Source organism: bacterium (assembly GCA_035505375.1).
GTDB lineage: Bacteria > Hydrothermota > Tepidihabitantia > Tepidihabitantales > Tepidihabitantaceae > UBA2258.
Map to the genome: position 1 here is coordinate 39,899 of DATJQV010000004.1, position 26,676 is coordinate 66,574.

24 protein-coding genes and 1 pseudogene are annotated in these 26,676 nt (G+C 61.1%); 6 read left to right on the forward strand and 19 right to left on the reverse strand.

The features are described 5' to 3' along the window. Positions 1–47: 47 nt before the first annotated feature. The 4 genes and pseudogenes from VMH22_00835 to VMH22_00850 form a co-directional block, all read right to left on the reverse strand. Entirely contained in the window at positions 48–341 is a 294-nt protein-coding gene (locus VMH22_00835; protein ID HTW90241.1) for a T9SS type A sorting domain-containing protein, read from the reverse strand. A 154-nt stretch (positions 342–495) separates the two neighbouring features. Continuing rightward, a pseudogene (locus VMH22_00840) lies at positions 496–933 on the reverse strand (cytidine/deoxycytidylate deaminase family protein). A gap of 83 nt (positions 934–1,016) precedes the next feature. Next, positions 1,017–4,127: a M14 family zinc carboxypeptidase gene (locus tag VMH22_00845; GenBank protein HTW90242.1), complete on the reverse strand. Its 3,111-nt coding sequence runs from the start codon at positions 4,125–4,127 to the stop codon at positions 1,017–1,019. 72 nt (positions 4,128–4,199) lie between these two features. Continuing rightward, entirely contained in the window at positions 4,200–4,838 is a 639-nt protein-coding gene (locus VMH22_00850; protein ID HTW90243.1) for a hypothetical protein, read from the reverse strand. A gap of 172 nt (positions 4,839–5,010) precedes the next feature. On the opposite strand from VMH22_00850, the gene VMH22_00855 reads away from it, so the two are divergent. Both VMH22_00855 and VMH22_00860 read left to right on the forward strand, forming a co-directional pair. Beyond that, a complete protein-coding gene (locus VMH22_00855; GenBank protein ID HTW90244.1) occupies positions 5,011–5,697 on the forward strand; it encodes a CPBP family intramembrane glutamic endopeptidase in 687 nt (228 codons plus the stop codon). Positions 5,698–5,781: 84 nt separating this feature from the next. Further along, on the forward strand, positions 5,782–6,522 hold the full coding sequence (locus tag VMH22_00860) for a hypothetical protein (GenBank protein HTW90245.1): 741 nt from the start codon (positions 5,782–5,784) through the stop codon (positions 6,520–6,522). A gap of 23 nt (positions 6,523–6,545) precedes the next feature. Here VMH22_00860 and VMH22_00865 read toward each other — a convergent pair whose 3' ends face one another. The 15 genes from VMH22_00865 to VMH22_00935 all read right to left on the reverse strand — a co-directional run bounded on the left by VMH22_00865 (position 6,546) and on the right by VMH22_00935 (position 22,250). After that, the gene (locus VMH22_00865) at positions 6,546–7,397 is read right to left on the reverse strand and encodes a carboxypeptidase regulatory-like domain-containing protein (GenBank protein ID HTW90246.1); all 852 of its coding nucleotides are present in this window, start codon (positions 7,395–7,397) and stop codon (positions 6,546–6,548) included. 163 nt (positions 7,398–7,560) lie between these two features. Then, positions 7,561–9,078 carry a right-handed parallel beta-helix repeat-containing protein gene (locus VMH22_00870; GenBank protein ID HTW90247.1) on the reverse strand — a complete coding sequence of 506 codons (1,518 nt, stop codon included), beginning with the start codon at positions 9,076–9,078 and terminating at the stop codon, positions 7,561–7,563. A gap of 962 nt (positions 9,079–10,040) precedes the next feature. Continuing rightward, the gene (locus VMH22_00875) at positions 10,041–12,263 is read right to left on the reverse strand and encodes a hypothetical protein (GenBank protein ID HTW90248.1); all 2,223 of its coding nucleotides are present in this window, start codon (positions 12,261–12,263) and stop codon (positions 10,041–10,043) included. 73 nt (positions 12,264–12,336) lie between these two features. Then, complete coding sequence (locus tag VMH22_00880) at positions 12,337–13,317, reverse strand: ArsA family ATPase (GenBank protein ID HTW90249.1); 981 nt, start codon at positions 13,315–13,317, stop codon at positions 12,337–12,339. A gap of 162 nt (positions 13,318–13,479) precedes the next feature. Beyond that, positions 13,480–13,923, reverse strand: a complete 444-nt coding sequence (locus VMH22_00885; GenBank protein ID HTW90250.1) for a GxxExxY protein — start codon at positions 13,921–13,923, stop codon at positions 13,480–13,482. A 118-nt stretch (positions 13,924–14,041) separates the two neighbouring features. After that, positions 14,042–15,016 (reverse strand): TRC40/GET3/ArsA family transport-energizing ATPase, encoded by a 975-nt coding sequence (locus tag VMH22_00890; protein ID HTW90251.1) that lies wholly within the window; start codon positions 15,014–15,016, stop codon positions 14,042–14,044. A gap of 163 nt (positions 15,017–15,179) precedes the next feature. Then, on the reverse strand, positions 15,180–15,389 hold the full coding sequence (locus VMH22_00895; GenBank protein ID HTW90252.1) for a hypothetical protein: 210 nt from the start codon (positions 15,387–15,389) through the stop codon (positions 15,180–15,182). A 71-nt stretch (positions 15,390–15,460) separates the two neighbouring features. Continuing rightward, on the reverse strand, positions 15,461–17,134 hold the full coding sequence (locus tag VMH22_00900; protein HTW90253.1) for a carbon starvation CstA family protein: 1,674 nt from the start codon (positions 17,132–17,134) through the stop codon (positions 15,461–15,463). A gap of 144 nt (positions 17,135–17,278) precedes the next feature. Further along, complete coding sequence (locus tag VMH22_00905; protein HTW90254.1) at positions 17,279–17,680, reverse strand: cobalamin B12-binding domain-containing protein; 402 nt, start codon at positions 17,678–17,680, stop codon at positions 17,279–17,281. Between the two features lie 55 nt (positions 17,681–17,735). Continuing rightward, positions 17,736–18,089: a four helix bundle protein gene (locus tag VMH22_00910; protein ID HTW90255.1), complete on the reverse strand. Its 354-nt coding sequence runs from the start codon at positions 18,087–18,089 to the stop codon at positions 17,736–17,738. Positions 18,090–18,188: 99 nt separating this feature from the next. Beyond that, a complete protein-coding gene (locus tag VMH22_00915) occupies positions 18,189–19,805 on the reverse strand; it encodes a methylmalonyl-CoA mutase family protein (GenBank protein ID HTW90256.1) in 1,617 nt (538 codons plus the stop codon). 51 nt (positions 19,806–19,856) lie between these two features. Beyond that, on the reverse strand, positions 19,857–20,795 hold the full coding sequence (meaB, locus tag VMH22_00920; GenBank protein ID HTW90257.1) for a methylmalonyl Co-A mutase-associated GTPase MeaB: 939 nt from the start codon (positions 20,793–20,795) through the stop codon (positions 19,857–19,859). A 4-nt stretch (positions 20,796–20,799) separates the two neighbouring features. Then, on the reverse strand, positions 20,800–21,309 hold the full coding sequence (locus tag VMH22_00925; GenBank protein ID HTW90258.1) for a cob(I)yrinic acid a,c-diamide adenosyltransferase: 510 nt from the start codon (positions 21,307–21,309) through the stop codon (positions 20,800–20,802). Between the two features lie 99 nt (positions 21,310–21,408). Then, the gene (locus VMH22_00930) at positions 21,409–21,915 is read right to left on the reverse strand and encodes a hypothetical protein (protein HTW90259.1); all 507 of its coding nucleotides are present in this window, start codon (positions 21,913–21,915) and stop codon (positions 21,409–21,411) included. A gap of 35 nt (positions 21,916–21,950) precedes the next feature. After that, the gene (locus tag VMH22_00935) at positions 21,951–22,250 is read right to left on the reverse strand and encodes a zinc ribbon domain-containing protein (protein ID HTW90260.1); all 300 of its coding nucleotides are present in this window, start codon (positions 22,248–22,250) and stop codon (positions 21,951–21,953) included. 101 nt (positions 22,251–22,351) lie between these two features. Between VMH22_00935 and VMH22_00940 the strand changes: the two genes are divergently transcribed. The 4 genes from VMH22_00940 (at position 22,352) to VMH22_00955 (ending at position 26,550) form a co-directional block, all read left to right on the forward strand. After that, positions 22,352–23,293 (forward strand): hydroxyacid dehydrogenase, encoded by a 942-nt coding sequence (locus VMH22_00940; GenBank protein HTW90261.1) that lies wholly within the window; start codon positions 22,352–22,354, stop codon positions 23,291–23,293. 105 nt (positions 23,294–23,398) lie between these two features. After that, on the forward strand, positions 23,399–24,673 hold the full coding sequence (locus VMH22_00945) for a DUF1015 domain-containing protein (protein HTW90262.1): 1,275 nt from the start codon (positions 23,399–23,401) through the stop codon (positions 24,671–24,673). A gap of 76 nt (positions 24,674–24,749) precedes the next feature. Further along, positions 24,750–25,439 (forward strand): hypothetical protein, encoded by a 690-nt coding sequence (locus VMH22_00950; GenBank protein ID HTW90263.1) that lies wholly within the window; start codon positions 24,750–24,752, stop codon positions 25,437–25,439. A 79-nt stretch (positions 25,440–25,518) separates the two neighbouring features. Beyond that, positions 25,519–26,550, forward strand: coding sequence for a GTPase (locus VMH22_00955; protein ID HTW90264.1), 1,032 nt, complete (start codon positions 25,519–25,521; stop codon positions 26,548–26,550). Positions 26,551–26,676: the final 126 nt, after the last annotated feature.

Here is a 26,676-nt window from a genome sequence, read left to right on the forward strand (position 1 = left end):
ACCGCTCTCTGCGCCTCTACCTTAACCTCAGCCTTAACCTCTTCTCCCTACCTCGTCACTACCACCTTCTTCGTATCCTGGAATCCCGGCGCGTCGAGACGAAGGAAGTAGATTCCGGCAGGAAGAGCACCCGAAGGAAACCTGGCCTCGTACCGGCCCGGCGCAGCGTCGCCCTCACGAAGCGACCGAACCAGCCTGCCATCGACGTCGTAGACGCCGACTGATACGTTGGCCTGATCCGGCACCTCGTAGCGCACCGAGAACGCGCCGCGGGCAGGGTTCGGGCTGAAGGATAGCGACCATTGCTGCGGTGCGCGGGGAAAAGAGTGACACTTCCAAATTTACACATCCCAAGCGCGTCAATGGTATGTGACTTCGTCACGGCTGCAAGCCTCAAGCTGCAAGCTTCAATCCGTGAGCCACGGCCGTAGACCGTCTTCCTAGAACCGGAGGCCGCCGGGCCCCGAGGCCCGGCGGCCGATTGCGTGTAGCCGGCTAGACCGGCTTGCGGACTTTGACTTGCGCCTGGGCCAGCATCTGGCGGCCGAGTTCGTCCGGGTACGGGTGCTCCACCACGAACTCTCTGATGCCCGCGTTCAGGAGCATCTTGGCGCAGGTGATGCACGGTTCGTGGGTGCAGTAGAGCATCGCACCAGTGACGTTGATGCCGAAGGCAGCAGCCTGGACGAGCGCGTTCTGTTCCGCGTGGATTCCCCGGCAGATCTCGATACGTTCGCCGGATGGGATGTGCAGCTTCTCACGAAGACAACCGGCTTCGTCGCAGTGGGGAAGGCCGCGCGCCGCTCCGTTGTATCCGGTGCAGAGTATCCTGCGCTCGCGCACGAGCACCGCGCCGACCTTGCGCCGGAGGCAGGTGGAACGCTCGCTCACCAGTTGTGCGATGTCCATGAAATAGTGGTCCCAACTCTTTCTAGGGACTAGGGACGGACTACGGACCTTGGACTTTGGACTTCGGGCTTGCTTTGTCCCTTGCGCTTTGTCCTTTTTCCTTGGTCTCATCTTACGACCGTTGTCTTTGCCACAACTGACTTGTCGCCCGCGACCAGCCGCACGAGGTAGACTCCTGCCCCGACCTTGCGGCCCATGGCGTCGGTGCCGTCCCAGGTGAGAACCGACTTGGGACACGATCCCAAATCTCGGAGATTTGGGTCATGTCCCGCGTCCAGGTCCCAATGTCTGACCAGCCGGCCGGTGCGGTCGTAGACGCAGAGCCTTGCTTTGTCTGCAATCGGCAGAGTGTAGGCGAGCGTGATGCGGCCCCGGCTCGGGTTGCCAAGGGCCTTCAACGTCAGCCGTCCGACAGGGGTCAGGCTGGACAGTCGCTCGGCGATGCCGGTCGGCGCAGTGGTCGTGTATTTGATAGCCCGGCCCGGAACAATCGGCGCCGCGCCGTCGGCGTAGGTGCCGTTGAACAGGTCCTGAATCGCAATGGCCCTGGTCGGGTCCTGAATGCCGAGGGTCGAGCTGGTAAACCCGGCCGCAGTCTTGTACTGAACCACGATCACGTTGTCCCCCGAGGGTGAGGCAACGGTGGTGTCGTAGTAGATGACTTCGAACTTGTCGCGCGTCGAGGTGTTGCTCACGTAGGCCACCGAATCGTATTCGACGATGAAGCGGTGATTGGCCGTGTCGGGGTAGTAGTAGACGTACCCCGAGCCTTCGACTTTCGGGTAGAGGTCATCCCAGTTGGCGAAGACTGTGGCGCGCGGGGCCGAAGCGTTGGGGAGGTTGGTGTTCGTGTAGTTAGACGTGGTGTAGTTACCGCAGGCAATCCAGCCGTCGGCCGAGATGGACAACTGCGTGTAGCGCTGGCCGTAGAACTTCAGCGGCCCGAACGCGGCCGGAATGCTTGTCAGGTTGACGGCGTCGTTATTGGAGAAGCTCATCTGGGTCCCGACGCCGTTCACTTCGACCCAGTTGTAGGTCGGGTGTTCATCGTATAGGGTGTCGATGTCATCGTACGCCCAATACGAAGGCGGCGTCCGCGGCCCGTCCGGGACCGGGTCGGTCACGAACCGTTTGCCAACCGTGATGGTGAACGACGTGCTGTCCGAGTAGCCCATGCCGGTCAGGTACAGCTTCATCTGGGCCAGGTGCTCCAGCGGTGTGTTGGCTGCCGCCGCAACGTGGAATCGGTCGGCGTTGTTGTCCCGCGTCGATTCCGACAGAACAGTACCGTAGTAGGCGGTCGAGTCGGAAACCGAGACGTACGAGTCGGTGGTCCTGAGCACGGCCCTGAGGCTGTCGACGCCGCGCCGGCCTGCGTTCTTGAGCGCGACCACGAGGTCAGCATTCTCGCCCGGGTCCAGTCGGTTGTTGGCGTTGCCTCCCGGCGGGGAGTCAATCACCGTCTGCGCCTGATAGCCGACAGCCGGTGCGTTGACCGGCACCGCCTCAATCGCGTCGAGGTCGAACCCGGCGTAGGGGCCGGAACTTCCGTTCCCGACGTCCGCAATCCGAACGTACCGGGCGCTGGACAGGCCGGCCACGGCCAGGTCATAGCTCTGCGTGCCCGTACCGACTCCACAGAGGCGCCACGACCCGTTCCAGTCGTTCGAAACACACACGCTGCAAGCCTCCGGGCTGGAGTCGCCCTCGTAGACGGTGAAATCGCTGCCCGGTCCATTGATGATCGGCGTCTTCCGGCCCATGTCGAAGCTGCACCACCCGGAGTCGCCGATTGAGAATCGGACACCGTCGTGCCGGCCGAGCGCGTAGCAGGCGAAGGTCGGGTTGATGTTGGCCGGTTTCTCGTTCATGTCGCAGGTGATGACCTTGTACGCGCAGATCGGGCCCGCCGTGTCCGGAGCGAGCGCAACGTTCACGACCGTGAAAGTGTCGGCCGAGACCGCCACGTTGTTGACGGTCTTGACATGGTACCCGTTGGCCTCGACGGTGACTGCGTAGGTGCCGACGCGGAGGCTCTTGCTGTAGTAGCCCATCGAGTCGGTGTAGGTGAACCAGTTGGGCGGGTTCACGGTGATGCGCGCGTCAACCGGCTTGCCCGTGACTGAATCCAGCACCCTGCCCCGGATGCCCCACATCACTCGTTCAATCTCCCCCTTCATCGCCGTCCAGTTGGAATGGTTGATGGTGTCAATCTGCGACGGGTCGCTGGGTTGACCCGTACACACCTCGACCGCGTAGCCCATGGCCCCGAGCGCACCCTGGTACCAGTCGGTCGAGCCGCCGGACACCGAATACAGGATGCGCGATATCTGGCCCGCGGTAAGCCCGCATATCTGACCATAGCGCGTCATCTCGGAATCGACCAGGACCGAGTCCATTGCCGCCTTGGTCGTGTATCCCCAGCACCACATTGCGTCGGTCGCTCCGCTGTGGTACTGGCTCCATGCCTGCATCGGATGGTTCTCAGCCAGGTGGTATAGCGCCTGATCCTCCGGCTCGGAAAATGGCCCGGTGCCGCCGTTCGCGTTCGGACCCCAGGCGTAGCCGTAGTTCCGGTTACAGTCGTAGCCGTGTCCGTTCTCGCGCGTGCGCGCAATCAGGCCGTCCGGGTTGGTCATCGGGATAATCCAGATTTCCCGCTCCTTCACCCAGCGCGTGATGTCCTGGTCCACGTTGTAGCCGCTGACAAGCTGAATAATCGCATAGAGACCGATCTCGCAGCCGTTATTCTCGATGCCGTGAATCGAGCAGTCGAAGCAGATGCGCGGCTTACCACGAAATACGTTCACGCTTTCCGCTATCTTCATCGCCAGCATCAGGTTGCCGTTGGCCGAATAGCCGATCGTATCCAGCCGGCAGATGTCCGGATGGTTCTGAGCGATGATGGCCAGGGTATCGCGGATTTGCTCATAGGTATGGAAAGCGGCAGTGTTCCGCAGCGCCGCGGCACGCACATCCGGCACGAGCACATCGATCTTGAACCCTTCCTTCACCAGCTTCTCGTAGACCGGCTCCTTCACCGCGCCGATGAACCAGCCCTCACCTTTGCCGTAGAACTCGAGCACGTCCGGCGCGATGCGGGCGAGCTGGTCCGGCGTTGCGTAGACCTTGACCTTCTTCTCGACGACATAGCGAGAACTCGCCGCCGACGCGACCGCGGCAAGGGCAACAAGACAGAACAACAGGAACTTATTCATGGTGCCTCCGGGAAAGAGTCCGGCATAGGACGAATGGACCAATAGGACGAACGGCCTGAAGGCTGAGCCTCATCATGGCACCACCGTGACCGACTCCGGTCTGGACCAGTCGGACACGTGGTCAAGGCTGTCTTTGGCGCGCGCCCGCACCGGCATGATTCCGGAGCGAGAGAATGCGTGCCGCGCGTAGTAGGATGCGCTTGGAGCCATGAACTCGCTCCAGTCGCCCAGGGTGTCGCCCCAATCGAACTGAATGGAAACTCGTCGGTAAAGAGGATGTCCGGCCGACGTGAAGTAGTCCACCGAATCTGCGACCTTTACTGTATCCGGGCCTGAAGGTCGGTTCGGAACAAACGGCCCGAATTCGCCGATATGGATGAAAGAAGTGTCGGACCAGCCGGTTTCACTGGTTGAGTCCTTCGCCTTTGCCAGGACGCCAAAGACCCCGGTGTCGGTGTAGACATGCGGGACGGCGTACGCTGTGACGGACGGCACCGGTCCGACCCAGCCTGACTGGGTTCCGTCGCCCCAGTCAATCAGGAAGTACATCAGGTGGCCGCCCCGGTCGTACGATTGCACCTGGGCCCAGACTGAGTCGCCGCGCTGGGCCATATCGGGAACCAGCAGCGACGGCACAATCGGCGCGTGGTTGTTCGAGCAGGCGGCCAGAACCAACAGGCAGGCAATCGGAACCACTCGGCAGATACGCATGATTGAAGCTTATGCCGGGAGTTCGCCTTGTCAATTCCTCGCCCGACTTGACCGCCAGGCCGACCCTGCCTATCTTCACCCATGGACGACCGCAGGTCGCCGGCTCTGCGCAGCTTTGCCCGCCCTCCTCGCTTTGTCATTTGTCCTTTGTACTTCGTCCTTCCCTAGAACAGTGGACTATCTCCGCGGTCTGTGGACCGATGCACGCAGGAACATCTCGGCCGCGCCCGACCTGCTCCTGCTGAGCGCGACCTTCGCGCTGGCCGCGCTGCTCCCCCCGTATCTCCGACCGCGCACGCCCCATCTCTGGCCGGGATGGCAGGGCGCGGTCACGGTGCTCTGGCGCAGCGCTTTCTACCTGGTATTGCCGTTGCTGTCGCTCATCCCGCTGCGGCTGCCTCTCGGGAAGGTCGGTTTCCGTTTGGAGAAACACGGCCGCTGGATTCGCGACATCGGACTGCTCTACCTGGTGATGCTGCCCATCGTCTATCTTGCCTCTCGCCGTCCCGATTTCCAGCATGCCTATCCCTACTTCGCTTTTGAGCGTCTCGGCGCCGGCAGTCTGCTGCTGGGGCTCGGCATCAAGGCGGTCGAGATGTTCATCTGGGAGTTCTTCTTCCGCGGCTACCTGCTGTTCGGGTTCGAGCGCCGGGTCGGCGGGCCTGCGGCCATCGCAATTCAGACCATCCCATTTGCCATAATGCACGCGGGCAAGCCCGGTCTCGAGGCTGTCGGTTCCATCGTCGCCGGCATCGCCCTCGGCATCATCGCCCTCAGGAGCCGCAGCTTCATTCCCGGCACGATCCTGCACTGGTCGGTCGCGGCGACCATGGACATTCTCGCCGTCGTCCACGTCTAGCGCGGTTCGTTCGGATTGGTCACTTGTGCATCCTGACTTCTGCCTTCGTTTGACATCCTTGGCGCGCGGCCTATCCTGAATCGCGTGGGTACTCGTACTCCCGACACGGCAGTAGCCTCGCGCCCGCTGGTAGGATTCCCGTATTCAGGTTCGGAACCGTGGTCATGGATTCCGGGAATCTGGGTCCAGCCGGGGACCGTTTTCGTGACCGTCAATGGTCGCTTCTACCGGTTGGTGACGCGCACCGACGAGGGCTGGAACGCGGAGGAAGTCGAGCAGACCCAGATCGGCGACCCCTTACGCGTCGCCGAGATAATGGGGTTGAAAACCCGCTACGACCAGGGGCTTGCCGCGCACGACGAGCTCGACCAGAAGCTGCGTGAGGGCAACGACACGCCCGAGGGCCGCGCGCTGCTCCACGCCCGCGCCGAGGAACTTCACGAACTGCGCGACCGGCTCATCCTGCTCTGCAACGGCCGCACGCCCGAGGCACGGACGGTCAAGTCCGACCCGGACCGATGGATGAAGATGCTGGTCATCGTGCTCGCCATCGGCTTCGTAGCATCGGTCGCGTACTGCTACCGACGGCTGGCGGAACTGATACCGGAACAGATGGGCAAAGTTGCCGCGAGCACGGCCTTCTTCCTTGCCAGTGCGGCCCTCCTCGTCATCGGCGCCCGGCAGCTTGCCAAACACAAGAAGCGACTCGTCACGGCCAACCTCGTCGGGTGCTATACGCTGCTCGTTATTGCCGTCGCGGTCGCTGCCTTTGCCATCATGTTCGTCGCGGCGTTTCTTCACTACGCAGGAGCCTACAACCAATAGCAGCCGATGCCGGAGCGCGGCGACTACCTGCCGGGTCCGGCTTGCGAAGGCGACTGCCGCAGTTGAAGGTCCACCGTAACTGCCCAGTCTTTCACCAGCCTGACAATTGTGTAGGCCTTGAGGTAGCCCTCGCAGTTGACCAGAACCTTGTTCATGCCGACCGGCACGTCTCCGATTGAGTAGTGTCCGATTGAGTCGGTGACCGCCTCGCAGCCGGTCCCCTCCACACTGATTCGCGCACCGGCTACAGGCCTACCGGTGCCGGCATCGAACACCGTCCCCTCCGCTCTGCCGACATTCGTTGTGTCCATCAGGTACAGCTCAACGGTGTCCGTCTCTCCGCTCCTGACCTGAACCGCGACGGACTTCGCAGGATACCCGAGGCAAGACGCTTCCAGTGTCTGCGGGCCGGGCGGGAAACCGCTCAATAGAAATCCACCATCCGCGCGTGTCGATTCTGCCAACCTGGCCCCGGCAACTGAAACCAGCGCTCCGGCGATGGCCAGCTTGGTCGCGGCGTCAGAAACCCGGCCCACGACCACGCGCGGCCCGCTCGTGTAGAGCGTCAGCGCGACAGTCAGCGTGTCCGGACCCGGCCTGGCGGGCGGCGACCAAGGAAACCGCAGGTCGGAATAGCCGCTGCGCGAGGCCACGAGCATCCCACCCTTCCTTGGCAGAGACACGACCATGCACTGCCCGGCCGAATCGGTCACTGCCATGATGTCGCTGCCCGCACTCATCACCATCGCCCCGGCCAACGGCTGCCTAGTCTCGCCGTCCTGCACTCGCGTAATCAAGACCGGTGCGGCGCTGCCTGCAAAGAAGCAGGCGCACAGAATCATCGCCGCGCGGATTCCTGCTCCTGCTTTCAACATTCCATTGACCTCCACAACAGCAATGCAGCACTCTGCCCCCTCCCTTCTATTCCCTCCCCCTTGAGGGGGAGGGAAGGGTGAGGGTGACGCAGGTGAGCTACAACCTGTGCGAGGCCCAGCAGTTTCTGCACTCTGACTTCGCCTCTCTTCTCTGACCGCTCCCCTACTCGGCCACGACGCAGCGAGCCGTAGCCCGGAGCGCGCCGGACTTGAGCGTAACCAGATACACGCCCGGGGTCAGTCGCCCGCCCAAAGGCAGCGAGTGGTCGCCGGCCGGCTGCCACCGGTCCAGCAGAATCGCCCGCACCCGACCCGCCACGTCCACGACCGTGACCTCGACCCGCCCGGCGTGAACAGTCGAGTACTCGACCGCCGCGCGCAGGCGCACGGGATTGGGCCGCACCTTCAGGCGCGCCAGACTCGCGTTCGCAAGACGTCCGTCGAGCCCGACGACCATCGGCTCCAGTGGATAGTGGTAACCCATGTCTATCGCGCCGGCATCGGGCACCGAATCGGTGCGCGTCGTCCACGCGTGCACCAGCGAATCGAGCCGGAGCGGGGCAGTCGCGAGCAGCGTGTCCCCGGCATCAATGCACGGACTGCTTGAATCCTGCCCGGCCGCGACGCAGCCAAGATAGAAGTCGCCTTTCGAGCCTGTGGCGTATAGCGGATCCAGCGATAACGCATTGGAGCCGGGAAAGCAGGCATAGTAGTTGTCCGGCGAATTGCCCCAGACATCGTTGTAGTCGAAAACGGGGGGCTGGTGAGCCGTATCGGTGTAACACGCGATACCGCCGCCCATGTGCCCGATTCCCTCGGCCGCGTTCCCGCTGATGATGTTGTTCTTGATCGTCGAGGTCCACGACTGGTCGACGTAGATGCCGCCGCCATACGTTACGCCGGTTGAGCACCGATTGCCGAAGAAGGTATTGTTCGCGACGTACGCCGAGCCCGCACCGATGTACAGACCGCCTCCGTACGCGAAGCCGCCGGCGGTCGAGCCAACCCGGTTATTCAGGAACAGGTTCGAGAAGACCAGCGGCTCGCCGCCCGCGAGAGCCAGCCCGCCGCCGTACCAGAAGCCTCCCGCGCCGCCCAGCGCCGCATTCTCTTCAAACACATTCTGGTAGAACACACCCGACCCGGCGCAATGCACGCCCGGCCCGTACCGCCAGCCCCCTCCGCCCTGATTGATAATCGTATCCCACGCAATGAGGTTGTAGCTCAGCACCGGCCCACCAGACGCATACACGCCGGCGCCGTATCCGAACTCGGTCAGCTTGTTGCAGACGATGCGGTTGCGGGATATCACCGGCGAACCCGTGCACTTGATGCCCGCACCTCCGTCGTCCACGATCGCAACCAGGCCGTGCGCAATCGTGAACCCCTCCAGCACGGTCGCATTAGTGTAGCTCGCGTCGGTCATGTTCACTACCCGGCCCGAATCACTGCCGTCAATCACGGTCGAGTCCGCACCGGACTCACCTAAGAGCACAATGCTGTCACGGGCCGGCCAGACAATCCTCTCATAATAAGTGTCCGGCGCTACCAGCACCGTGTCCCCGGCCAGCGCCCCTCTAAGCCCGCGCTGAATCGTGGCCGAATCGCCCGGCACGTGAATTACCACTGCACCGGCTAACGCAACCAGCGCTGCCGGCGCGAACAACAGTCTCAACTCCATCTGGCCTCCTTTAAGGCGCAAGGCTCAACTGCATCTCTCACCTGAGCTAATCCTATGCCCCGACCTCGCCCCAGTCAAGCGCCATGTTAGCCCAACCCGGAGAACATCAACCGTAGATGACGCAGATGTCCCGAGGGCGGGGACATGACCCAATTCCGCTGAAGAATTGGGATCGGCCCAAATGGGGACTGTACCGCGCTGAGTCCGACGCAAGCGCTCCGTGGGACTGTCCCCATTTGGCGTTCGCGCGCAATCGTGTCCCAAGCCCGACCCGAAGGAGACTATCCACAGATTTCGCAGATCACACAGATTACATCCACTCTTCCTCCGCCACTAGATCACTAGACCACTTGACCACTGCTCCCCCGCAGATGACGCAGACGTGAAAACCACCAAGGGCCCCAAGAACGCCAAGACCGGACCGCCCACAGATTGTCGGAGTGAACGCAGATTCCACTCCCACACAAGTGCCGTCAGTATGTGTCACCAGGAAGCCAGACCCAGGAAGCTTGGGGACTTGCCCCGCGAATCGCCCCGCAAGTTATCCTCCGGGTCACGCCGCGAGTGGCAGTGCAGGTCATCTCGCGAATGACGCCGCGGGTCACGTCGCGAATTGCCGTCCGAGAGATGCCGACAATCACGCGCCGAGTCATGGTGCAGGTCGCACTCCAAACCGCAGCACAGGTCACCCTGAACATCGCCCGCCAAGTCTCTCCGAGAGTCCCCCTCCAAGTCCTGAGCCGAATCACCATCGGAACCACTCTGGGAACCGTTCCCGGGGTGACCCCCAAGGCGAGTCGCCCAGCGTCCCAAACCGCCACTAATACAAGGACTTATCCCCCATCTTAGCCATCGATCCGCGTGAGTCTTATTGGACTCATGCGAAGAGACGCGCCCGGCAGTATTGCGGGCGGCCCCAAGGCCGCCCCGCTTGATCTGCCGTCTACTGCAAACTGTCTTCTCTACCGCCTACCGGTCAGCACGACCTTGCGGACCGCTTGTGCTTGCGCTTGGGCCTCTCTCACAAAGTACACGCCCGGCGCCAGCGCCCGCACGTCATTCGCGCCCGGTTTCAGGTCCATCACCTTCCGCCCGCTGACGTCCAGTAGTTCCGCCCGGTCTCCCGTCTTCTGTCCCCGGTCTCCTATCATCAGCACTCCCCTGACCACGGTCGCCCCCTTCCGCGTACGCACTGATTCGACTTGCTTGGGCTCGGCAACGCCTGTCGCCGTCGTCTCAAGCACGCAGACACCTGCGTCACTGCACGCAACATAGAGATAAGGCGCCACGTAACTAAGATGAGGCGAACCGCCGCTCGGCGTGCTCCATCGGCAGACTTCTCGCGGGCTCAGCGGGTCCCTGACGTTCACCAGGTGCACGTAGTTGCCGCTTACCGCCGCGAGGGTGTCGTCCATTAGTTCGACGTCGTATACGCCTTGATGACCACCAGACAGGGCTAAGCTCGCGATAGGGTAGGGCACGGACGGAACGGAGACGTTGTACACGACAATCGAGTCGTATCCCGGTGTCGTGACAGCATACGTATCCCTGATGACCGCAATACCATATGTTCCGCTGCTGATGTTCCCCACGATGAAGGGGTTGGTTGGGTTCGCAACGTTGATGATGTAGCTGGGGACACTCGATACGTACGCCAATGAATCCTTGAGCCACAAGTCCATGACGTCATTCTGCAGCACGCAGCTCCCGACAAGCACCGGCTGACGCGGCCGGGCAACGTTGACGACTTGGAAGCGATAGGCCTCGGCGCAGTAAAGGAAGCTATCCCGAAGCACCATATCCTTCGGGGGGTCGAAGAGCGAGCAGGCACCAGCCATAGAGGGCCGGGCCGGGTCGGTAACGTCTATGGTCCGCAAGGGCGGTGGCTGCGACCAGCTCATGAACGCAAAACTGTCTTGTCCAACGGCTGACCGCGTCTCGAACGCATGGATGTTGGCTGTGTCAATGCCACCAAGGTCAATCGGGTTGGCTGGGTTCGTCACGTCCAGAATCCGCAGTCCCGCGCCGCCATCAGCAACGTATGCTCGGCATCCGTCCAACCAGACATCCCAAGCATCATGGGCCGGCAGTACGGTCGTGTCATAAACGGGATGGTTGATATCATGGATGTCCATCACAGCAAGGCCCATTGCGTCGGCAACATATGCGTGGTTGGAAGTCCAATCGGCCCACACGGCGAAGCCATCGTTCGGTGTCTTTATTTGCGAGACGTCGTGCGGCCGGGTCGAGTCGCTGATGTCGATGATGGCGAAACCCCAACCGTAGTAATATCCGGATGTGAAAGCCAATGGCCCGCTCAGGTGAACATCGTATCCACCAACGCTATCAACCTCGCCCAGCAAACGAGGGTTGGTCGGGTCCGAAATATCGAGCACGTCCACCCAGAGCCTGTCTTGATCCCCGTTCTGGTACCCGTTGGCAACGCAGATGTTCCCTCGCGCGTCAACACCGAGGGCACCAATACCATAGGTGCCGACCCGTTCGGGTGCAGCCGGATTCGACACGTCGATGAATGCCAGGCCACCCGGTTCTTTCGCTACGACTACCTTCTTCGTGGCCGCAGTGACACCTCCGTTTTCCGCACACGTGCCGAGCGGTCTGGGATTGGCCGTGTTGGCGATGCTATAGGAGTAGAACGTGCCGGAACTGGCGAAATACAGGAAGGTGTCGAAGATGGCGAAGTCACCGACCGCGTAGGGTATCACGTTGCGGTAGACCGGATGCGTCGAGTCGACGATGTTCCAGATCTCGATACCGTTCCCGCAGGTCAAGAGAAAGGAATCGTGCAAAGCGCTCTGAGCGGGGGTGAAGTCGAGTTGTATCTCGGAAAGCACAACCGGGCTATCCGGCTTGGCGAAGTTGAGGAGCGCCACCTCGCTGCCGAGAGTCAGCGCCACGAGGCTCCCCCTGCCGGTCACCGCGTTCGACTCGCCACGACCGTACTTGCCGACGAGCTTCAATCCCGTAGACGCAGACTCGGGCTTGTGGTACTCGGTGTAGCGCGACGCATCAAGCCCGTGCTTCTGCAGCCACTCCGCCCTGTACCTCGCTGGCATTCGCGCCAGCGACTCCTGCACGGCGCGATACGGCACGAACCCCGGCTCACGGCCGAGGACCGCAGCCGCGAGGGCCGCGCAAAGGAGAACGGCCACCGGTCTGTTCACGCGACCAGTCTATGCCGGATTCCAGTCAAGTCAAGCAGCCGTAGCCTGCCATGCCGACATGGCCGGCCCGCGGCTAGGCGAACAGGTAGCGGAACGTCTCGCGGATGCGATCAACGCCCTGGATTTCGTGCTCGAGGCGCGGGACGACCGCGCGGACGTGCGGGAACGAGCTCCGGATGTCCTCCATGTACTTCTCCTGCGAGGCAATCCGGTTGAGGACGAACTCGTGGGTCTGGTCCGTGACCAGCGCCCGGTCAATCAAGCCGTTGACGATGACGCCGCCGACCGGGATGCCGAAGTCCTTAAACCAGCCGATGAACCGTTTGATGACCGCTATCGGCAGCGCCTCCGGCAGAGTGACGAAGAAGAACGAGGTCAGTTGCTCATCGGTCAGCAGCTTGTGCACCTTGTCTATCCGGTCGCGGAAGGTCAGGAGGTAGTCGAGCAGCGGGTCCTTTTCTTCCTTCTTGGAGAATGAGAGCGTCTTGGCCAGCGACGCAGCCTCGTTCCGGCTGGCGAGCATCTTCTCGACCCAGAGCCCGTAGACCTTTGACATGCCGAGCAGACGTCGCGCGTTCGCGGTCGGAGCCGTGTCGAACACGTAGACGTCGTAGCGGTTCTCGAACATCAGGTCCACCATCCGCTCGAACATGGCGGATTCCTCGAACGCCGGGTTCATGGTCGCCGACTCGACGAAGTCCTCGGTCTTCTGACCGGACAGGTCCGCGTACTTCAGGAACCACTCGATCTTACCCTTGATCTCCTGCTTCTTCTTGAGAATCGTATCCTTGGTGTCGATCTCGACGGCGATGAGCGGCGTGCCTGCGACCTGGGTCTCGTTGCCGAACACATCCTGCTTCAAGAGCCCGCTCAGGCTGTGAACCGGGTTGGTCGAGGCAAGAAGCACCTTCCGCCCTTGCTCCGCCAAATAGAGCGCCGTCGCCCCGGCGAACGCGGTCTTGCCCACGCCGCCCTTCCCACCGAAGTAGATGTACTTCAGAGTCGGGTGCTCCGCAAAGAAAGTCCGCAGATTCTCGGACTCGGATATAGACATAGTCACACTCCAGTTCTAACCGCAGACTGCAGCAGGTCCAAGGTGCAAGGTCCCGAACAGGACCCGAGATTAACCGCAGATGTCGCAGATGACGCAGATGGCTCGAAACAGAACAGAGGGAGCATCTTCCGGGCCGCAGTTCCCGACGGAGACTGAACGGCCTCACGGTACGCGGTCCTTGGGATACGGATCCCCGTCAGGACTAGCCGCAGATGACGCTGACTTGGTCAGGGCGAAGCGGCGATACTCGAGACGCTCTGCGGCGAAGTTCAACAGCAAGCCGGTCTCGATGCTTGATGCGTTCAGGTAATTGATGACTTGTGCTTCCTCCACCTTCGTCAGCTTCGCGATCGCCTTCAACTCCACAATCACCTCCCCAAAGCAGACGAAGTCTGCCTTGTACGATGTCCGCAGTCTCTCACCCTTGTAGGACACGGGCAACTCCACTTCCCGTTCATGGGGAATGCCGCGAGCCCGCAGCTCAATCTCCAGCGCCTCCTGATAGACCGCCTCAGGGAAACCACTTCCCAGCACCCGGTGTACTTCCATGGCGGCACCAATGATAGCGTAGGTTCTCGGGTCCTTCTTTGTATCCTCGGCTGTCATGTCCGTTCAGACCATCTGCGACATCTGCGTAATCTGCGGTTCACTTCCGTCCGTCGGGTTTCTTGCCATCTTTGACATCTGCATCATCTGCGGTTCTCCTCTGTCCGTAGTCTGTGGTTCACGGGCCGAAGAGCTGGTCGGCTACCTTGGCAATCATGTCCAGACCCGTAATGTCGCGCTCGAACTCGGGCACGTTCCCGACCACCCGGTCGCCGAACGTCTCGGCGATTCGTGCCATCGGCTGGCGCTGCAACTCGATGCGGTGCCGCAGGTAGTCCGGTATCGCTTCACCGAGCAGACTCTCCGGGATGACTCGGTTCACGATGAAACCTCCAATCGGGACACCGAACTTGGAGAAGAGGCCCTCGGCCTTCTTGGTATCGAGAATCGTCATCTCCTCGGGTGTGACCACAAAGAAGAAACCGGTCTTCTCCTTGTCGGTGAAGATGGACGACGAGAGGTTGATGCGCCGGCGGATCTCTTCGAGCTCGGTCAGGATTTCGTCCTCCTCGGATTTCTCCTCGGACTTGAGCTTGGACGCAACCCTGTCGTACTTCTGCATCTCGGACCGCAGCTCGGTCACCTTGTTTATCCACTCGTCGTAGATACTGCTCATCGAGAGGTAGTAGAGCGCGTGTCCCAGCGGCACCAGGTCGTAGATGTAGTAGTCGTACTGGCCCTGAAACACGATATCCACGACCGCGTCGAATATGGCACTCTCCTCCATCGCCGGCTCGCTCGACGCCGCGGCGATGTACGACTCTATTTCCTCCGGCACCTTGTCGAACCCGTACCGGTCGAGAATCTTCTTGCGGATCTCATTCTGGAAGTCGTGGATCCGGCGGTCCGCGTCTATCTCCTGCGCGAACAGGTTAGGCATGATCTCAGTCGCGCCCTTGCCGAAGATGTCGCGCTGGAAGATATCGGAGAGCGATGCCTGCGGGTCAACCGAGAAGACCAGCACCTTATGGCCCTGCCTGGCCAGATGGTACGCGGCCGCGGCTGAGAACGTCGTCTTCCCGAGGCCGCCCTTGCCCCCGAACATGAGATACTTCATGCGGGGGTTGTTCGTGAGGACTTGGCTCAAGTTCATAGTAACTCCTCTGCACTCGACCACTGCGAGGCCGTGAAGTAGTAAGGACAAAGGACTAAGGACAAAGCAAGACGAAAAGGACAAAGTAACAAGTACGGACCGGACCGGGGCTTCTCACTTGTCACTTGCTTTGTCCTTACCACTTTGTCCTTTGTACTTTCCTTCATGCTAGCGTATCGGTAAAGTCTTTCTCGCGCAGCATCCGGCGCTTCCAGGTGGAGATCTGCGGCACCACGTAGGGCAGCAGCCGGAGCGAGTAGTACGGCGGCAGAATCGGGATGCCGAGCATGTCGCCCATGGTTATCAGGATGAAAAGATGCTCCATGCTGCCGCGCGTCTTCAATGCGAACCGGGCCGTGTCGTGCGCGGCCATGCCGTACACGAACTCCCTCAGATTCTTCCCTAGCCCGAAACCCTTCTTCTTGTCCTTCTTGTCGTCGCCCACTAGGCAACTCCTTTCGCAGTCTCTCGCTTCTTGCTGCCGAATCGGAACAGCGCGCTCGCTCCATCGTAGGCCAGCACCAACGCCGCAATGAACAGCGCCACGCCGATGACGCCTGCTATCCAATTGCCCGCAATCTGTCCTGCGGGCAGTTTCGCCCCGGCCAGACTCAGGCCGGTCGCTGCCTGCCGCAACAACTGCCAGCAGGTCAACACCAATGCGGCCATCGTTGTCAAATACATGAAGACCATGGGCACGAGCGCAAATCCGGCCTTCTTCTTCTCAGATACCAGCCAGATGCTCCCGATCATCAAAGCCAGGCTGGCCATGAGCTGGTTGGCCGAGCCGAACAGCACCCAGATGTATTTGAACGTACCGGTAGTCACGAGCGCAAAGGTCAGGATGAGCGCCGCGACCGTGCCGATTACGGGCACGCGCATCACCGGCAGGACCCGCCCCAGCAGTTCGTTGGTCGCAATACGCATGAACCTGACCACGAGGTGCAGAATCGTGATCGCCAGAATCGCGATGAGTACCGGGCCGTATGCCAGGCCCCATTTCGCCGGCAGGTGCAGGAACCCGAATATGCTCCCGAGGCCGGAAGCGAAGAGCTGGTCCGGCGAACCCGTGGTGCCCGCGGCCGTGATGCCGACGATCGCCAGCGCAATCAGCGCCAGTATCATCTCGAGGAACATGGCGCCGGCCGTAACCGGTCGCGCGTCGGTCTCGCTCTGCAACTGGCGGGACGTTCCGGTCGAAGAAACCACGCCGTGCCAGCCGGAAATAGCGCCGCAGGCGATGGTCACAAAGAGCATGGGCCAGAGCGGCAGGTTATCCGCAGTGAAGCCCGTGAACATCGGCCGTTGCATGACCGGGTGCTTGACGATGAGGCCCGCGACCGCGATCGCCATGCCGATGAGCACGATGTAGAATGAAAGATAGTTGATGGGCTGGACGAAGCTCCATATCGGTAGCAGCGAGCCGAAGAGCGAGAAGACCAGCGCGAAGACGACCCAGACCAGCCAATTGGTGTGGACTGAGCCGAACCTGATGTCAAACTGCCCGTTCAGGACCAGCGCGCCATAGAACAGGACGAGCCCGATGACGGTGACGACGGCAAGGTGCATCCGGCCATGGTAAATGAGATATCCGACAATCACGCCGGCCACGGCGAGCATGAGGATTGCAAGAGGTATCCTCGGGGCGTTGGCCAGCGCGGTCGCAACGATGTTGGCGAACGCGGCCGCAATCAGCAGCAGGTAGAGGTAGATGAACGTCATCAGGATGGTGCGCGCCCGTGGCGAGATGAGCGAGAACGAGATGCCGCCGAAGGTCTTGCCGTCGTTGCGCACCGAGACGATGGCGCTGGTGTAGTCCTGCACCCACCCGATGAAGAACGTACCCAGAAGAATCCAGACGAGGCCTGGTAGCCAGCCCCACTTGATGGCGATAATAGGCCCAAGCACCGGCGCGGCACCGGCGATGGACTTGAACTGATAGCCGAACAGGATGCTGCGCGAGGTCGGCATGAAGTCCACGCCGTCAGCGTACATCCGCGCCGGGGTAGCCCTCTTCGGGTCAGCCCCGATGACCTTGCGGTCTACATACGCAGCATACACCCTCATGCCAACGAGGTACACCACCGCACCCAGCACCGGAAGGACGACCGAGTTCATTCAGAGCCTCCTAGCGAGGAAAATCCAAAGTCCAAAGGACAAAGGACAAACCAACGTGGAAAGGACAAAGTACCAAGTCCGGACGCGACTCGGCTTTTCACTTCGTACTTGCTTTGTCCTTCGTACTTTGTCCTTTGTACTTTTCTAGACGCGATCTGGGAACTTCTCTTTCAGGTAGGTGACGATGTCGGTAGTCGGTGTGCCAGGGCCGAAGAGCCGACCGCAGCCTTGCTTGTACAGCTCCTCCATGTCCTCGCGCGGGATGATTCCGCCGCCGAACACGAGGATGTCCCCAGCGCCCTTTTCTTTGAGCAGGCGCAACGTCTCGGGGAAGAGCGTCATGTGCGCGCCGGACAGTACTGACAGCCCAACGACGTCAACGTCCTCCTGCAACGCCGCCTCGGCAATCATCTCCGGGGTCTGGTGCAGCCCGGTGTAAATCACCTCGAACCCGGCGTCACGCAAGGCGCGGGCAACGACCTTTGCCCCACGGTCATGACCATCCAAGCCGGGCTTCGCAACTAGAACTCGCAACTTCTTACCCATCAGTCCTCCATCACTGCCAAGTCCAAAGTCCGAAGTACAAAGGACAAAGCAAGTATCAAGTCTCAACTCCAGCACGGCGCTTCTTGAGAATAGCTGAGAAGATCATGGTCAGTTCGTGGGCTTCCCGCCACATCGTGCGGCACTCCTGCTTCGACGACTCATCGGCGACCGCGAGCATTCTCAGCCAGTGCATTGTCTCACGAGCCTCTCTCTTGCAGATGCCAATCTTGTGGTCAAAATCCTTGCCCGATTGCGCAGCCCCGGCTTCCATGTAGTTCGCCCCGACACTCGTGCTGGACCGCACAAACTGGCTGATCAAGGGCATGCTGACCGGAGTACGCAACAGGCCATTGGCCAGCTTGATTGCGGCCTCGCCAAATAGCGCAGTCCGCTCGCCCAGCTCGAACACTTTCCCGGACTCTGTGGCTTGCTTAGTCTTTTCGACTTTGTCCTTTGTACTTTCTTCAGAACCTTGCTTAGTCCTTACCACTTTGTCCTTCGTACTTTCCTAGAACATCGGCGGTTCTTCGTAGGAGCCGAAGACTTCTTTCATCGTGCCGCAGATCTCGCCGAGCGTGGCATAGGCGCGCACCGCTTCCAGGATGGGATACATGACATTATCCTTGCCCGTGCACGCCGCTTTGAGTTCAGCCTGACACTTCTTCACCTTGGCGTTGTCCCGCTTCCTGCGCAGGCCTGCCAAGCGCTGGTGCTGCTCCTGCTCGACGGTCGGATCGATTCTGAGCAGGGGAATCTCAAGCTTCTCACCATCCAGTACGTGCTTGTTCACGCCGACTACGGTCCGCTTGCCCTGCTCGACCTGCTTCTGATATCGGTACGCCGCGTCGGCGATCTCCCGCTGCGGGAAGCCGTGCTCGATGGCCTTCACCATCCCGCCGAGTGCATCTATCTTCCGGAAGTAATCGTACGCCTGCTTCTCAAGCTCATTGGTCAGCGCCTCAACGAAGTAGGAGCCGCCCAACGGGTCGATGGTATTCGTGACGCCGGTCTCCTCGGCGATGAGTTGTTGGGTACGCAAGGCGATCAGCACCGCCTTCTCGGTCGGCAGGGCCCACGTCTCATCCATCGAGTTCGTATGCAGGCTCTGTGTCCCGCCTAGGACGGCAGCCAAAGCCTGGAATGCCGTACGCACGATGTTGTTTTCCGGTTGCTGGGCGGTAAGGCTACAACCAGCCGTCTGCGTGTGGAACCGGAGCAGCCACGACTCGGGCTTCTTCGCCCTGAACGTTTCCTTCATCTCCCGCGCCCAGATGCGCCGAGCGGCCCGGAACTTGGCGATCTCCTCAAAGAAGTCGAGGTGGGAGTTGAAGAAATAGGATAGCCGCGGGGCGAAGAGGTCGACATCAAGCCCGGCCTTCACACCGGCTTCCACGTAGGTCAGCCCGTCCTTCAGGGTGAACGCAAGCTCCTGCGCCGCGGTCGAGCCGGCCTCGCGGATGTGGTAGCCGGATATGGAAATCGTGTTCCACTTGGGCACGTGCTTGGCCGCGTAGGCCATGATATCCGTGATGACGCGCATCGAAGGCTCGGGCGGGAAGAGCCACGACTTCTGGGCGATGTACTCCTTCAGGATGTCGTTCTGAATCGTGCCGCGCAGCTTCTCGCTCGGCACGCCCTGCTTCTCGGCCGCCGCGATGTAGAATGCCCAGACCACCGCGGCCGGACCATTGATGGTCATCGAGGTCGACACATCCTGCATCGGGATGCCGTCAAACAGCGTCTCCATGTCGGCGAGCGACGCGATGGCCACTCCGCACTTGCCGACCTCACCGCGCGAGATGGACTCGTCCGAATCCCGGCCATAGAGAGTCGGGAAGTCGAACGCGACCGACAGCCCGGTTTCGCCATGTGCGAGCAGGAACTTGTAGCGGCCGTTGGTGTCCTTGGCCGTGCCGAAACCGGAGAACTCGCGCATCGTCCAATGCCTGCCCCGGTACATGTTGTTCCTGACGCCACGGGTGAATGGATACTGCCCGGGCAATCCCAAGTCTCTCAGGTAGTCGAACTCGGCGACTTCGGCCGGCGTGTATAGAATGTCCACCGGCACTCCGGAGAGTGTCTGGAACTGACCGGGTTCGGCCTGCCCGACGCCCAACTGCCACATCCGCCGCTCTTCGGCAATCTTCTTCAAATCATCTGCCATCGAAATCTCCTCTCAACTCGCGGCAAGAACATCTTTCAGTATCGCCTCGGCCGCCTTATAGGGTGTCGTGCCTCCATCCATCACCTGCTGCACCAACTCGTCCAGCCGGACCGTCGTGTCCGGCCGGCGCCACACGTCGCGCCTCAACCACTCCTCGGTCAGTTCCACAATCTCAGATCTGACGCTTTCGCGCTTCCGGTCCAGGAGCACGCCGGAGCTTTCAAGGTGCTTTCGGTGCGCCTCGAGTTGGTCCAGCAGCGAAGGCACGCCGAGCCCGGTCGTCGCAACGGTCTTGACCACCGGTGGCACCCAGCCATTGGTCTTGGTCTTCATCTCTACCATGGCTTCAACTTCCATGGCCACCCGGTCCGCGCCCTCCCGGTCCGACTTGTTCACGCAGAAGAGGTCGCCGATTTCCATCAACCCGGCCTTCATCGTCTGGATTCCGTCTCCCGACTCCGGCACCAGCACAACGACGGTAGAATGCGCGGCGCCGGCGATGTCGAGCTCGACCTGTCCCACGCCGACTGTCTCGATAATTACGCAGTCCCGGCCAAAAGCATCCAGCACATCGCAGACCTCTTTGGTTCGCGCGGCCAAGCCGCCGACGCCGCCCCGCGTCGCCATCGAACGGATGAACACGCCGGGGTCGGTGAACAGCGAGGGCATCCGCACGCGGTCGCCAAGCAGAGCTCCGCCCGAAAAGGGCGAAGTCGGGTCCACGGCCACGATACCCACGGTCCGGTTGCGGTTCCGGCATTCTCGCCCGAGCTTCTCGACCAGTGTGCTCTTACCCGCGCCGGGCGGCCCGGTGATTCCGATACGGAAAGCCCTGCCCATAAGCGGGTAAAGCTCGTCGAGAACCGTCGTAGCGACATCCGGCTCGTCCTCAACGATGCTCATCAGCCGGGCGCACGCCCGCTTGCTGCCAGCCCGGAACTCCGCCAGCAAGTCGCTAGTAGTCAATCCCGACCCGATTGACGAATCCTTTCTGGTAGGGGTGCTTCACTTCATGGACTTCACTGACCAGGTCGGCTCGTTCCAGCACTGCCCGCTTTACGGCACGGCCGGTGAACACCAATTCGACGTTTTCCGGGCAGGCGTCGATCAACGCCAGCCCGTCGTCGAGTTTCACCAATCCGTAGTCGATGGCCACGTTGATCTCATCGAGGATGATGAGCCGGTACTTGCCCGACTCCAACGCCTCGCGGGCGAGCTTGAGCCCTCGCGCGGCCTCAGCGAGGTCCTCAGCGCTCGGGTTGCCCTTCTCGACAAACGTCGGCAGGCCGGTTTGCACCACCATCAGCCCCTTGACTTCCCTGGCCGCCGTTATCTCGCCATATTCCGGGCTGCCCTTCATGAACTGAATCATCAGCACGTTCCAGCCGTGCCCCGTCGCCCGCAAAGCGAGACCGAACGCAGCTGTGGTCTTACCCTTGCCGTCGCCGGTGTAGACCTCTACCATGTCAGTAAATGACCAATGACCAATTGCCAATGACCCACACGGACGAGGCCGAAACCCCGCCCGGCAATCGACATTCGACAATCGTCAATTGTAGATTCCCTATCCTACGTCCGGATTCATGTCCGGTGAGAGCTTCGCTCTGAACAACAGCCGCATCAGAGCATTCCAGGTACGGAACTCGAAAACCTCGCGCACGACAGACAAAGTGGCCATGTTGGTCGCGATCTCACCGTCAAGGCCCTGCGATGAAATCATGATTCTCAAGAACATGTGAGCCATGGTCCACGCCATGACCAGGCCAAACATGCAACTGAAGAACCCGTCGAGCGACTGGGACGAAAAGGTAGTGACGGTGAACAGCCAGCGTGCGACCATGAATGCAACGACTGCGAGTGCGATGAACAACGCCAGCATCACCGTGCTTTCCCGGACGTGGATCTCACCGGCAAGCCCCGGTGAAAACGACGTTGACGCCACGGCTGCCACGACCACGCCGATGGCCTCAAACAGCGGCAACCCCATGCCGCCCGCCTTGATGCCTCGCACGGTCTGGATAATGGTCACCGTCACAATGATTGCCAGGGTCATCCACTCATACCAGTGCATCGTCGCCTCCGGTCGAGTCTGAGCGAGATTCTGCCCTAGTCGAGGTCATCGAGGCCGCCGGCGTCACCCGAACTCAGGTCGTCGCCGAGGTCATCCATACCCATGTCGTCGGGAAGCCCGGACTCACCGCCAGGGCCCATGTCGTCAAGCCCTTCGTCGAAATCATCATCGGTCTTCGACCCGGTGAGCAGCGTAAAACGGCTGAACACCTGCCGGGCTCGTTTCCGACCGCACTTGGGACACGTCGGGTCCAGCCCGACCTCTTTCTCGGCCAGTGTGGCGACAACATCGAACTTCTTTCCGCAGTCCTGACATTGAAACTCGTATACAGGCACAGTGCACCTCCAGTCAAAACCAGTATAATCACTACCAAAAGCTGCTGATAAGTCAATGAGGAAGAGGCCACGAGGTTGACTTTACCGCCGGCTCGGCTACCATGAGCTGCAGTCCGCACGACAAGGAAAAGGAGCTTTTCGTGAAAGTAATCATCACTGACCCGATCGCCAAGACCGGCGTCAAGATACTCGTGGATGCCGGCATCGACGTCGACGAACGCCCGGGCCTTCCGCCCGCCGAACTGATTCAGGCCATACCCGCGTACGATGCCATAATCGTACGTAGCGCGACCAAGGTCACGGCCGACGTCATCAACGCCGGCAAGAACCTGAAGGTCGTCGGCCGCGCCGGTGTCGGGCTCGACAACGTCGACAAGAAGGCCGCCGATGCCCGCGGGATCAAGGTTGTGAACACGCCGGCCGCGACGTCGGTCACGGTCGCCGAGTTAGCACTCGGCATGATGCTTGCCTGCGCCCGTTCAATCCCGCAGGCAACCCAATCCCTGCGCGAGGGCAAGTGGGAGAAGAAGGCGTTCAAGGGCACCGAACTCTACGGCAAGACCCTCGGACTCATCGGTTCCGGCCGCATTGGGACCGAACTGGGCAAACGGGCAATCGCCATGGGCATGAGCGTCCTCGTCTTCGACCCGTTCATCAAGACCTGCGAGGCGGGCAAGCTGTGCGATTTCCCCGAGATGTTGAAGAACGCCGACTATATCTCGCTGCACGTGCCCAAGACCGATCAGACCAAGCATATCATCAACAAAGAGAGCATCGCCCAGATGAAGAAGGGCGTGGTCATCGTTAACTGCGCGCGCGGCGGTGTCATTGATGAGGAAGCCCTTTACGAAGCGCTCAAGAGCGGGCAGGTCGGCGCGGCCGCGCTCGACGTATTTGAAACCGAGCCCCCCAAGGACTTCAAGCTCTTCTCGCTGCCCAACGTCATCGGTACGCCCCACGTCGGCGCTCAAACCAAAGAAGGCCAGGAGCGTGCGGGCATCGGCATCGCGGAGGAAGTCCGCAAGGTCCTGCTGGGAAAGTAGAACCGGACATAGGTTGAGGCACAGGTTCAGGTTGAGATTCGGGAAAGACTCGTGTCCCATTCTCAACCTCGACCTCAGCCTAAACCTGTCCTTAAAGGAGTTCAGTTGGCTGACATTAGACCGTTCCGTGGCTGGCACTACAACTCGTCGAAGATCCCCGACCTGTCGCGGGTCATAACCCAGCCCTACGACAAGATATCCAAGGAACTGCAGCAGACCTACGTCGCCCGACATCCCAATAGCTTTGTGAACCTCATACTCCCGGCAGCGCCGGACCCCTATAACTACTCGGCCACCTCGTTCAAACTCTGGTCATCACAGTTCGTCCTGATCCGCGACATCAAGCCGGCCATCTACATCCTGCATCAGGAATTCGAAGTCGGAGGCCAGAAGAAGACCCGCAAGTCGTTCATCGCCGCCATCCGAGTCGATGAGTTCGAGAAGGGCACCGTGCTGCCGCACGAACGGACTCTGTCCAAGCCCAAGGCCGACCGCCTGAACCTGCTCCGAACCACCCGCGAGGACTACGAGCAGATATTCATGCTCTACGATGACCCCAAGGGGATTGTCGAGCAGGCGCTGGCTCCGACTGGCGAACCGGCCATGAAGGCGACCGACGACTACGGCGTTGTCCAGAAGGTGTGGGCGATCACCGATCCGGCCAAGCTCGCCATCGCGCGCCGCGAGCTGTCCGACAAGGTCGTTCTGATTGCCGACGGCCACCATCGGTATGAGACCGCGCTCAACTTCCGGCAGGAAATGGAACAGGCCGGCCGAGTACCAGAGGACGCGGCGCTGCGCTTCAAGTCCACGGCCTTCGTGAACATCGCCGACCCGGGTCTCGTGATTCTGCCCACGCACCGACTATTGCATGGTCTCCACGACCTCAAGTGGGACGATGTCCTCGCCCGGATTGGCAAGTGGTTCGAGGTCAAACCGATAAGAGATGCTGAAGTGGAGACCGAATTGTCCAAGGCCGGAGCCGACCACCTCTTTGCGCTGCACACCGGCAAGAACAAGACCTGGCTGCTGCGGCTCACCGACAAGTCGGCGCTCGACCAGCTGATCAAGGACCACACCGCCGACTTCCGCGACCTCGACGTAGTCGTCCTCCACACGCTGCTCATCGAGCAGGTATTCGGGGTCAAACCGGAGCAGATCGAAGAGCACGTCGCGTACGAGCGAAACCTGAAAGAAACTCTGGCCAAGGTGGACTCATTCAAGTACGAGGCTGCGTTGATCATAAATCCAACCCGGGCCGACCAGGTGCAGAAGGTCGCGGCGCACGGGGAACGGATGCCCCAGAAGTCGACCGACTTCTACCCGAAGTTCGTGTCCGGCCTGGTATTCATGGATATAGGAGACAACGAACGGCTCTAGCCGCGACAGAAGGACCGATAGTCAGTACGCCGGATCCCGGTCTGCCGGGATTCGGCCCGTGAAAGGGAGGCCCCGGATGATGCGTCAGGCTAACGGTCTGTTGCTGCTCGCGCTGATGACCGCGACTGCCGTCGCGGTGCCGGCGGTGAACGGCGGATTCGGCTGTTTCGGTCCCACTGTGGGAGTTGTCAAGTTCGATGGCTTGAATCATGCCCTTGCCAACGGCGGTATCACCCAGGAACTTGGCTCGATGCAATGGGGATTCGGCGGCGCCGCCTTCGCCCTCATTGACCGGGTCGTCATCGGCGGTTCCGGTTGGGGCAGTTCCCAGACCGTCGGTTCGGACAGCCTGCGGGCCACCGTTGAAATCGCCGGTGGCGAGTTCGACCTCGGCTATCAGCTCTTGTCGCTGCAGCATCTTCTGGTTGCGCCGGTACTCGGCGTCGGCGGAGGCGGGTACACGGTCGAGCTGCAGAAGCTCCCAGGCACGCCGCTGACATTCGACTCGCTGCTCAGTAATCCGGGCTACACCAGCGAGGTGTCATTCTCCGGTCTCACCCTCTCCCCTCAGCTGATGGTGACTGTCCCAATCAGCTTCGTCGGGCTCCAGCTCCGCGGCGGCTACTGCTACACTGCGAGCACCCCGGAATGGGGACTCAGAGACGGCAGCATGCTCTCTTCGGGACCGGCCGTCAGCAAAGGCATGCCCTTTGCTACGCTCAACGTCGTGTTCGGCGGATTCGAAGGCGGCGAGCGCCGCAGGTAGTGCGGATGCTCCTTCCCGTGTTATCAACTCCGGATTCTGGTCTCTGGATTCTGAATTCTAAATTCCCCGGGGCCTGAGCTTGCCGGCAAATCTCTCCGCCGACTACCTGAAGGCCGAGGAACGGTACCGGGCCGCGACGACTAACGAAGAGAAGCTGGCCTGCCTCGAAGAGATGTTCACCACGCTGCCCAAGCACAAAGGAACCGAAAAGATGCAGGCCGACATCAAGACCCGCATCTCCAAGCTCAAGAAGGAGATGAGCTCCTCGTCGAAAGGCGGGGCCAAGCGCGCCGACTGGTTCCATGTCGAGAAACAGGGCGCGGGACAGGTTGTGGTCTTCGGCTCACCCAACTGCGGCAAGTCGGCACTCGTCAAGGAACTGACCGGTTTGCACACCGAGGTCGCGGCCTACCCGTTCACCACGACCCAGCCCGCGGCCGGAATGATCGAGTTCGAGGACATCCAGATACAACTCGTGGACACGCCGCCGGTATCACCTGACTCTCCGGCCTGGCTCTTTCACATAATGCGCACTTCGGACATCCTGGTCTGGATTCTCGACATGTCCGATGACGGCCTGCTGGAGACCACCGAGCAAACCCAGGCCCTGCTCGACAAGGCGAACATAGCTCTCGCAAATCCAAAGTCCAACGTCGAAAATCTCAAGTCCGAAGTCGGACCGACGCCGGGAATCGACAACCGTCAATCGGAAATCGTAAGTGCCAAGAAGTGCCTCCGCCTCGGCTCCAAGGTCGACGACCCGCAGGCCATGGACCGGCTGGCGATACTGCGGGAACTGATTGGCGACGTCGAGGTGCTCCCAGTCTCAGCCGAGCATCACACCGGGCTTGAAGAACTCAAGCGTCGCTTGTTCGCCATGCTGGGAATCATCCGGGTCTATACCAAGAAGCCGGGCAAGCCGGTCGAGATGCGCGACCCGGTGATCCTGCCCATCGGCGCCACGGTGACGGAAGCGGCCTATCACCTGCACAAGGACTTCGCCCAGAACCTCCAATTCGCCCGACTCTGGAACAACGCTGGGTACGACGGCCAGCGCGTCGAACGCGGCCACGTCCTGCTGGACAAAGACATCCTCGAATTCCACGTGTAGCTCCTCTCACTCCCTCCCCTCTGTGGAGTGATGTCCGAAGCCAGGATTGACGGACGGAGCACCGTCCGGCGCCGCGCGTTTCCACACGGCCCGGGCACGCCTGACGTGTCTGCTCTGAGCGACCAC

Excerpts from the sequence above, each read along its gene's own strand:
- VMH22_00900 (HTW90253.1), bottom strand. The coding sequence starts at position 17,134 with ATGAACTCGGTCGTCCTTCCGGTGCTGGGTGCGGTGGTGTACCTCGTT.
- VMH22_00870 (HTW90247.1), bottom strand. The coding sequence starts at position 9,078 with ATGGAGTTGAGACTGTTGTTCGCGCCGGCAGCGCTGGTTGCGTTAGCC.
- VMH22_00950 (HTW90263.1), top strand. The coding sequence starts at position 24,750 with ATGATGCGTCAGGCTAACGGTCTGTTGCTGCTCGCGCTGATGACCGCG.
- VMH22_00940 (HTW90261.1), top strand. The coding sequence starts at position 22,352 with ATGAGCTGCAGTCCGCACGACAAGGAAAAGGAGCTTTTCGTGAAAGTA.
- VMH22_00865 (HTW90246.1), bottom strand. The coding sequence starts at position 7,397 with ATGTTGAAAGCAGGAGCAGGAATCCGCGCGGCGATGATTCTGTGCGCC.
- VMH22_00925 (HTW90258.1), bottom strand. The coding sequence starts at position 21,309 with ATGGTAGAGGTCTACACCGGCGACGGCAAGGGTAAGACCACAGCTGCG.
- VMH22_00850 (HTW90243.1), bottom strand. The coding sequence starts at position 4,838 with ATGCGTATCTGCCGAGTGGTTCCGATTGCCTGCCTGTTGGTTCTGGCC.
- VMH22_00905 (HTW90254.1), bottom strand. The coding sequence starts at position 17,680 with ATGGGTAAGAAGTTGCGAGTTCTAGTTGCGAAGCCCGGCTTGGATGGT.
- VMH22_00915 (HTW90256.1), bottom strand. The coding sequence starts at position 19,805 with ATGTGGCAGTTGGGCGTCGGGCAGGCCGAACCCGGTCAGTTCCAGACA.
- VMH22_00930 (HTW90259.1), bottom strand. The coding sequence starts at position 21,915 with ATGCACTGGTATGAGTGGATGACCCTGGCAATCATTGTGACGGTGACC.
- VMH22_00890 (HTW90251.1), bottom strand. The coding sequence starts at position 15,016 with ATGAACTTGAGCCAAGTCCTCACGAACAACCCCCGCATGAAGTATCTC.
- VMH22_00880 (HTW90249.1), bottom strand. The coding sequence starts at position 13,317 with ATGTCTATATCCGAGTCCGAGAATCTGCGGACTTTCTTTGCGGAGCAC.
- VMH22_00895 (HTW90252.1), bottom strand. The coding sequence starts at position 15,389 with ATGGCCGCGCACGACACGGCCCGGTTCGCATTGAAGACGCGCGGCAGC.
- VMH22_00885 (HTW90250.1), bottom strand. The coding sequence starts at position 13,923 with ATGACAGCCGAGGATACAAAGAAGGACCCGAGAACCTACGCTATCATT.
- VMH22_00845 (HTW90242.1), bottom strand. The coding sequence starts at position 4,127 with ATGAATAAGTTCCTGTTGTTCTGTCTTGTTGCCCTTGCCGCGGTCGCG.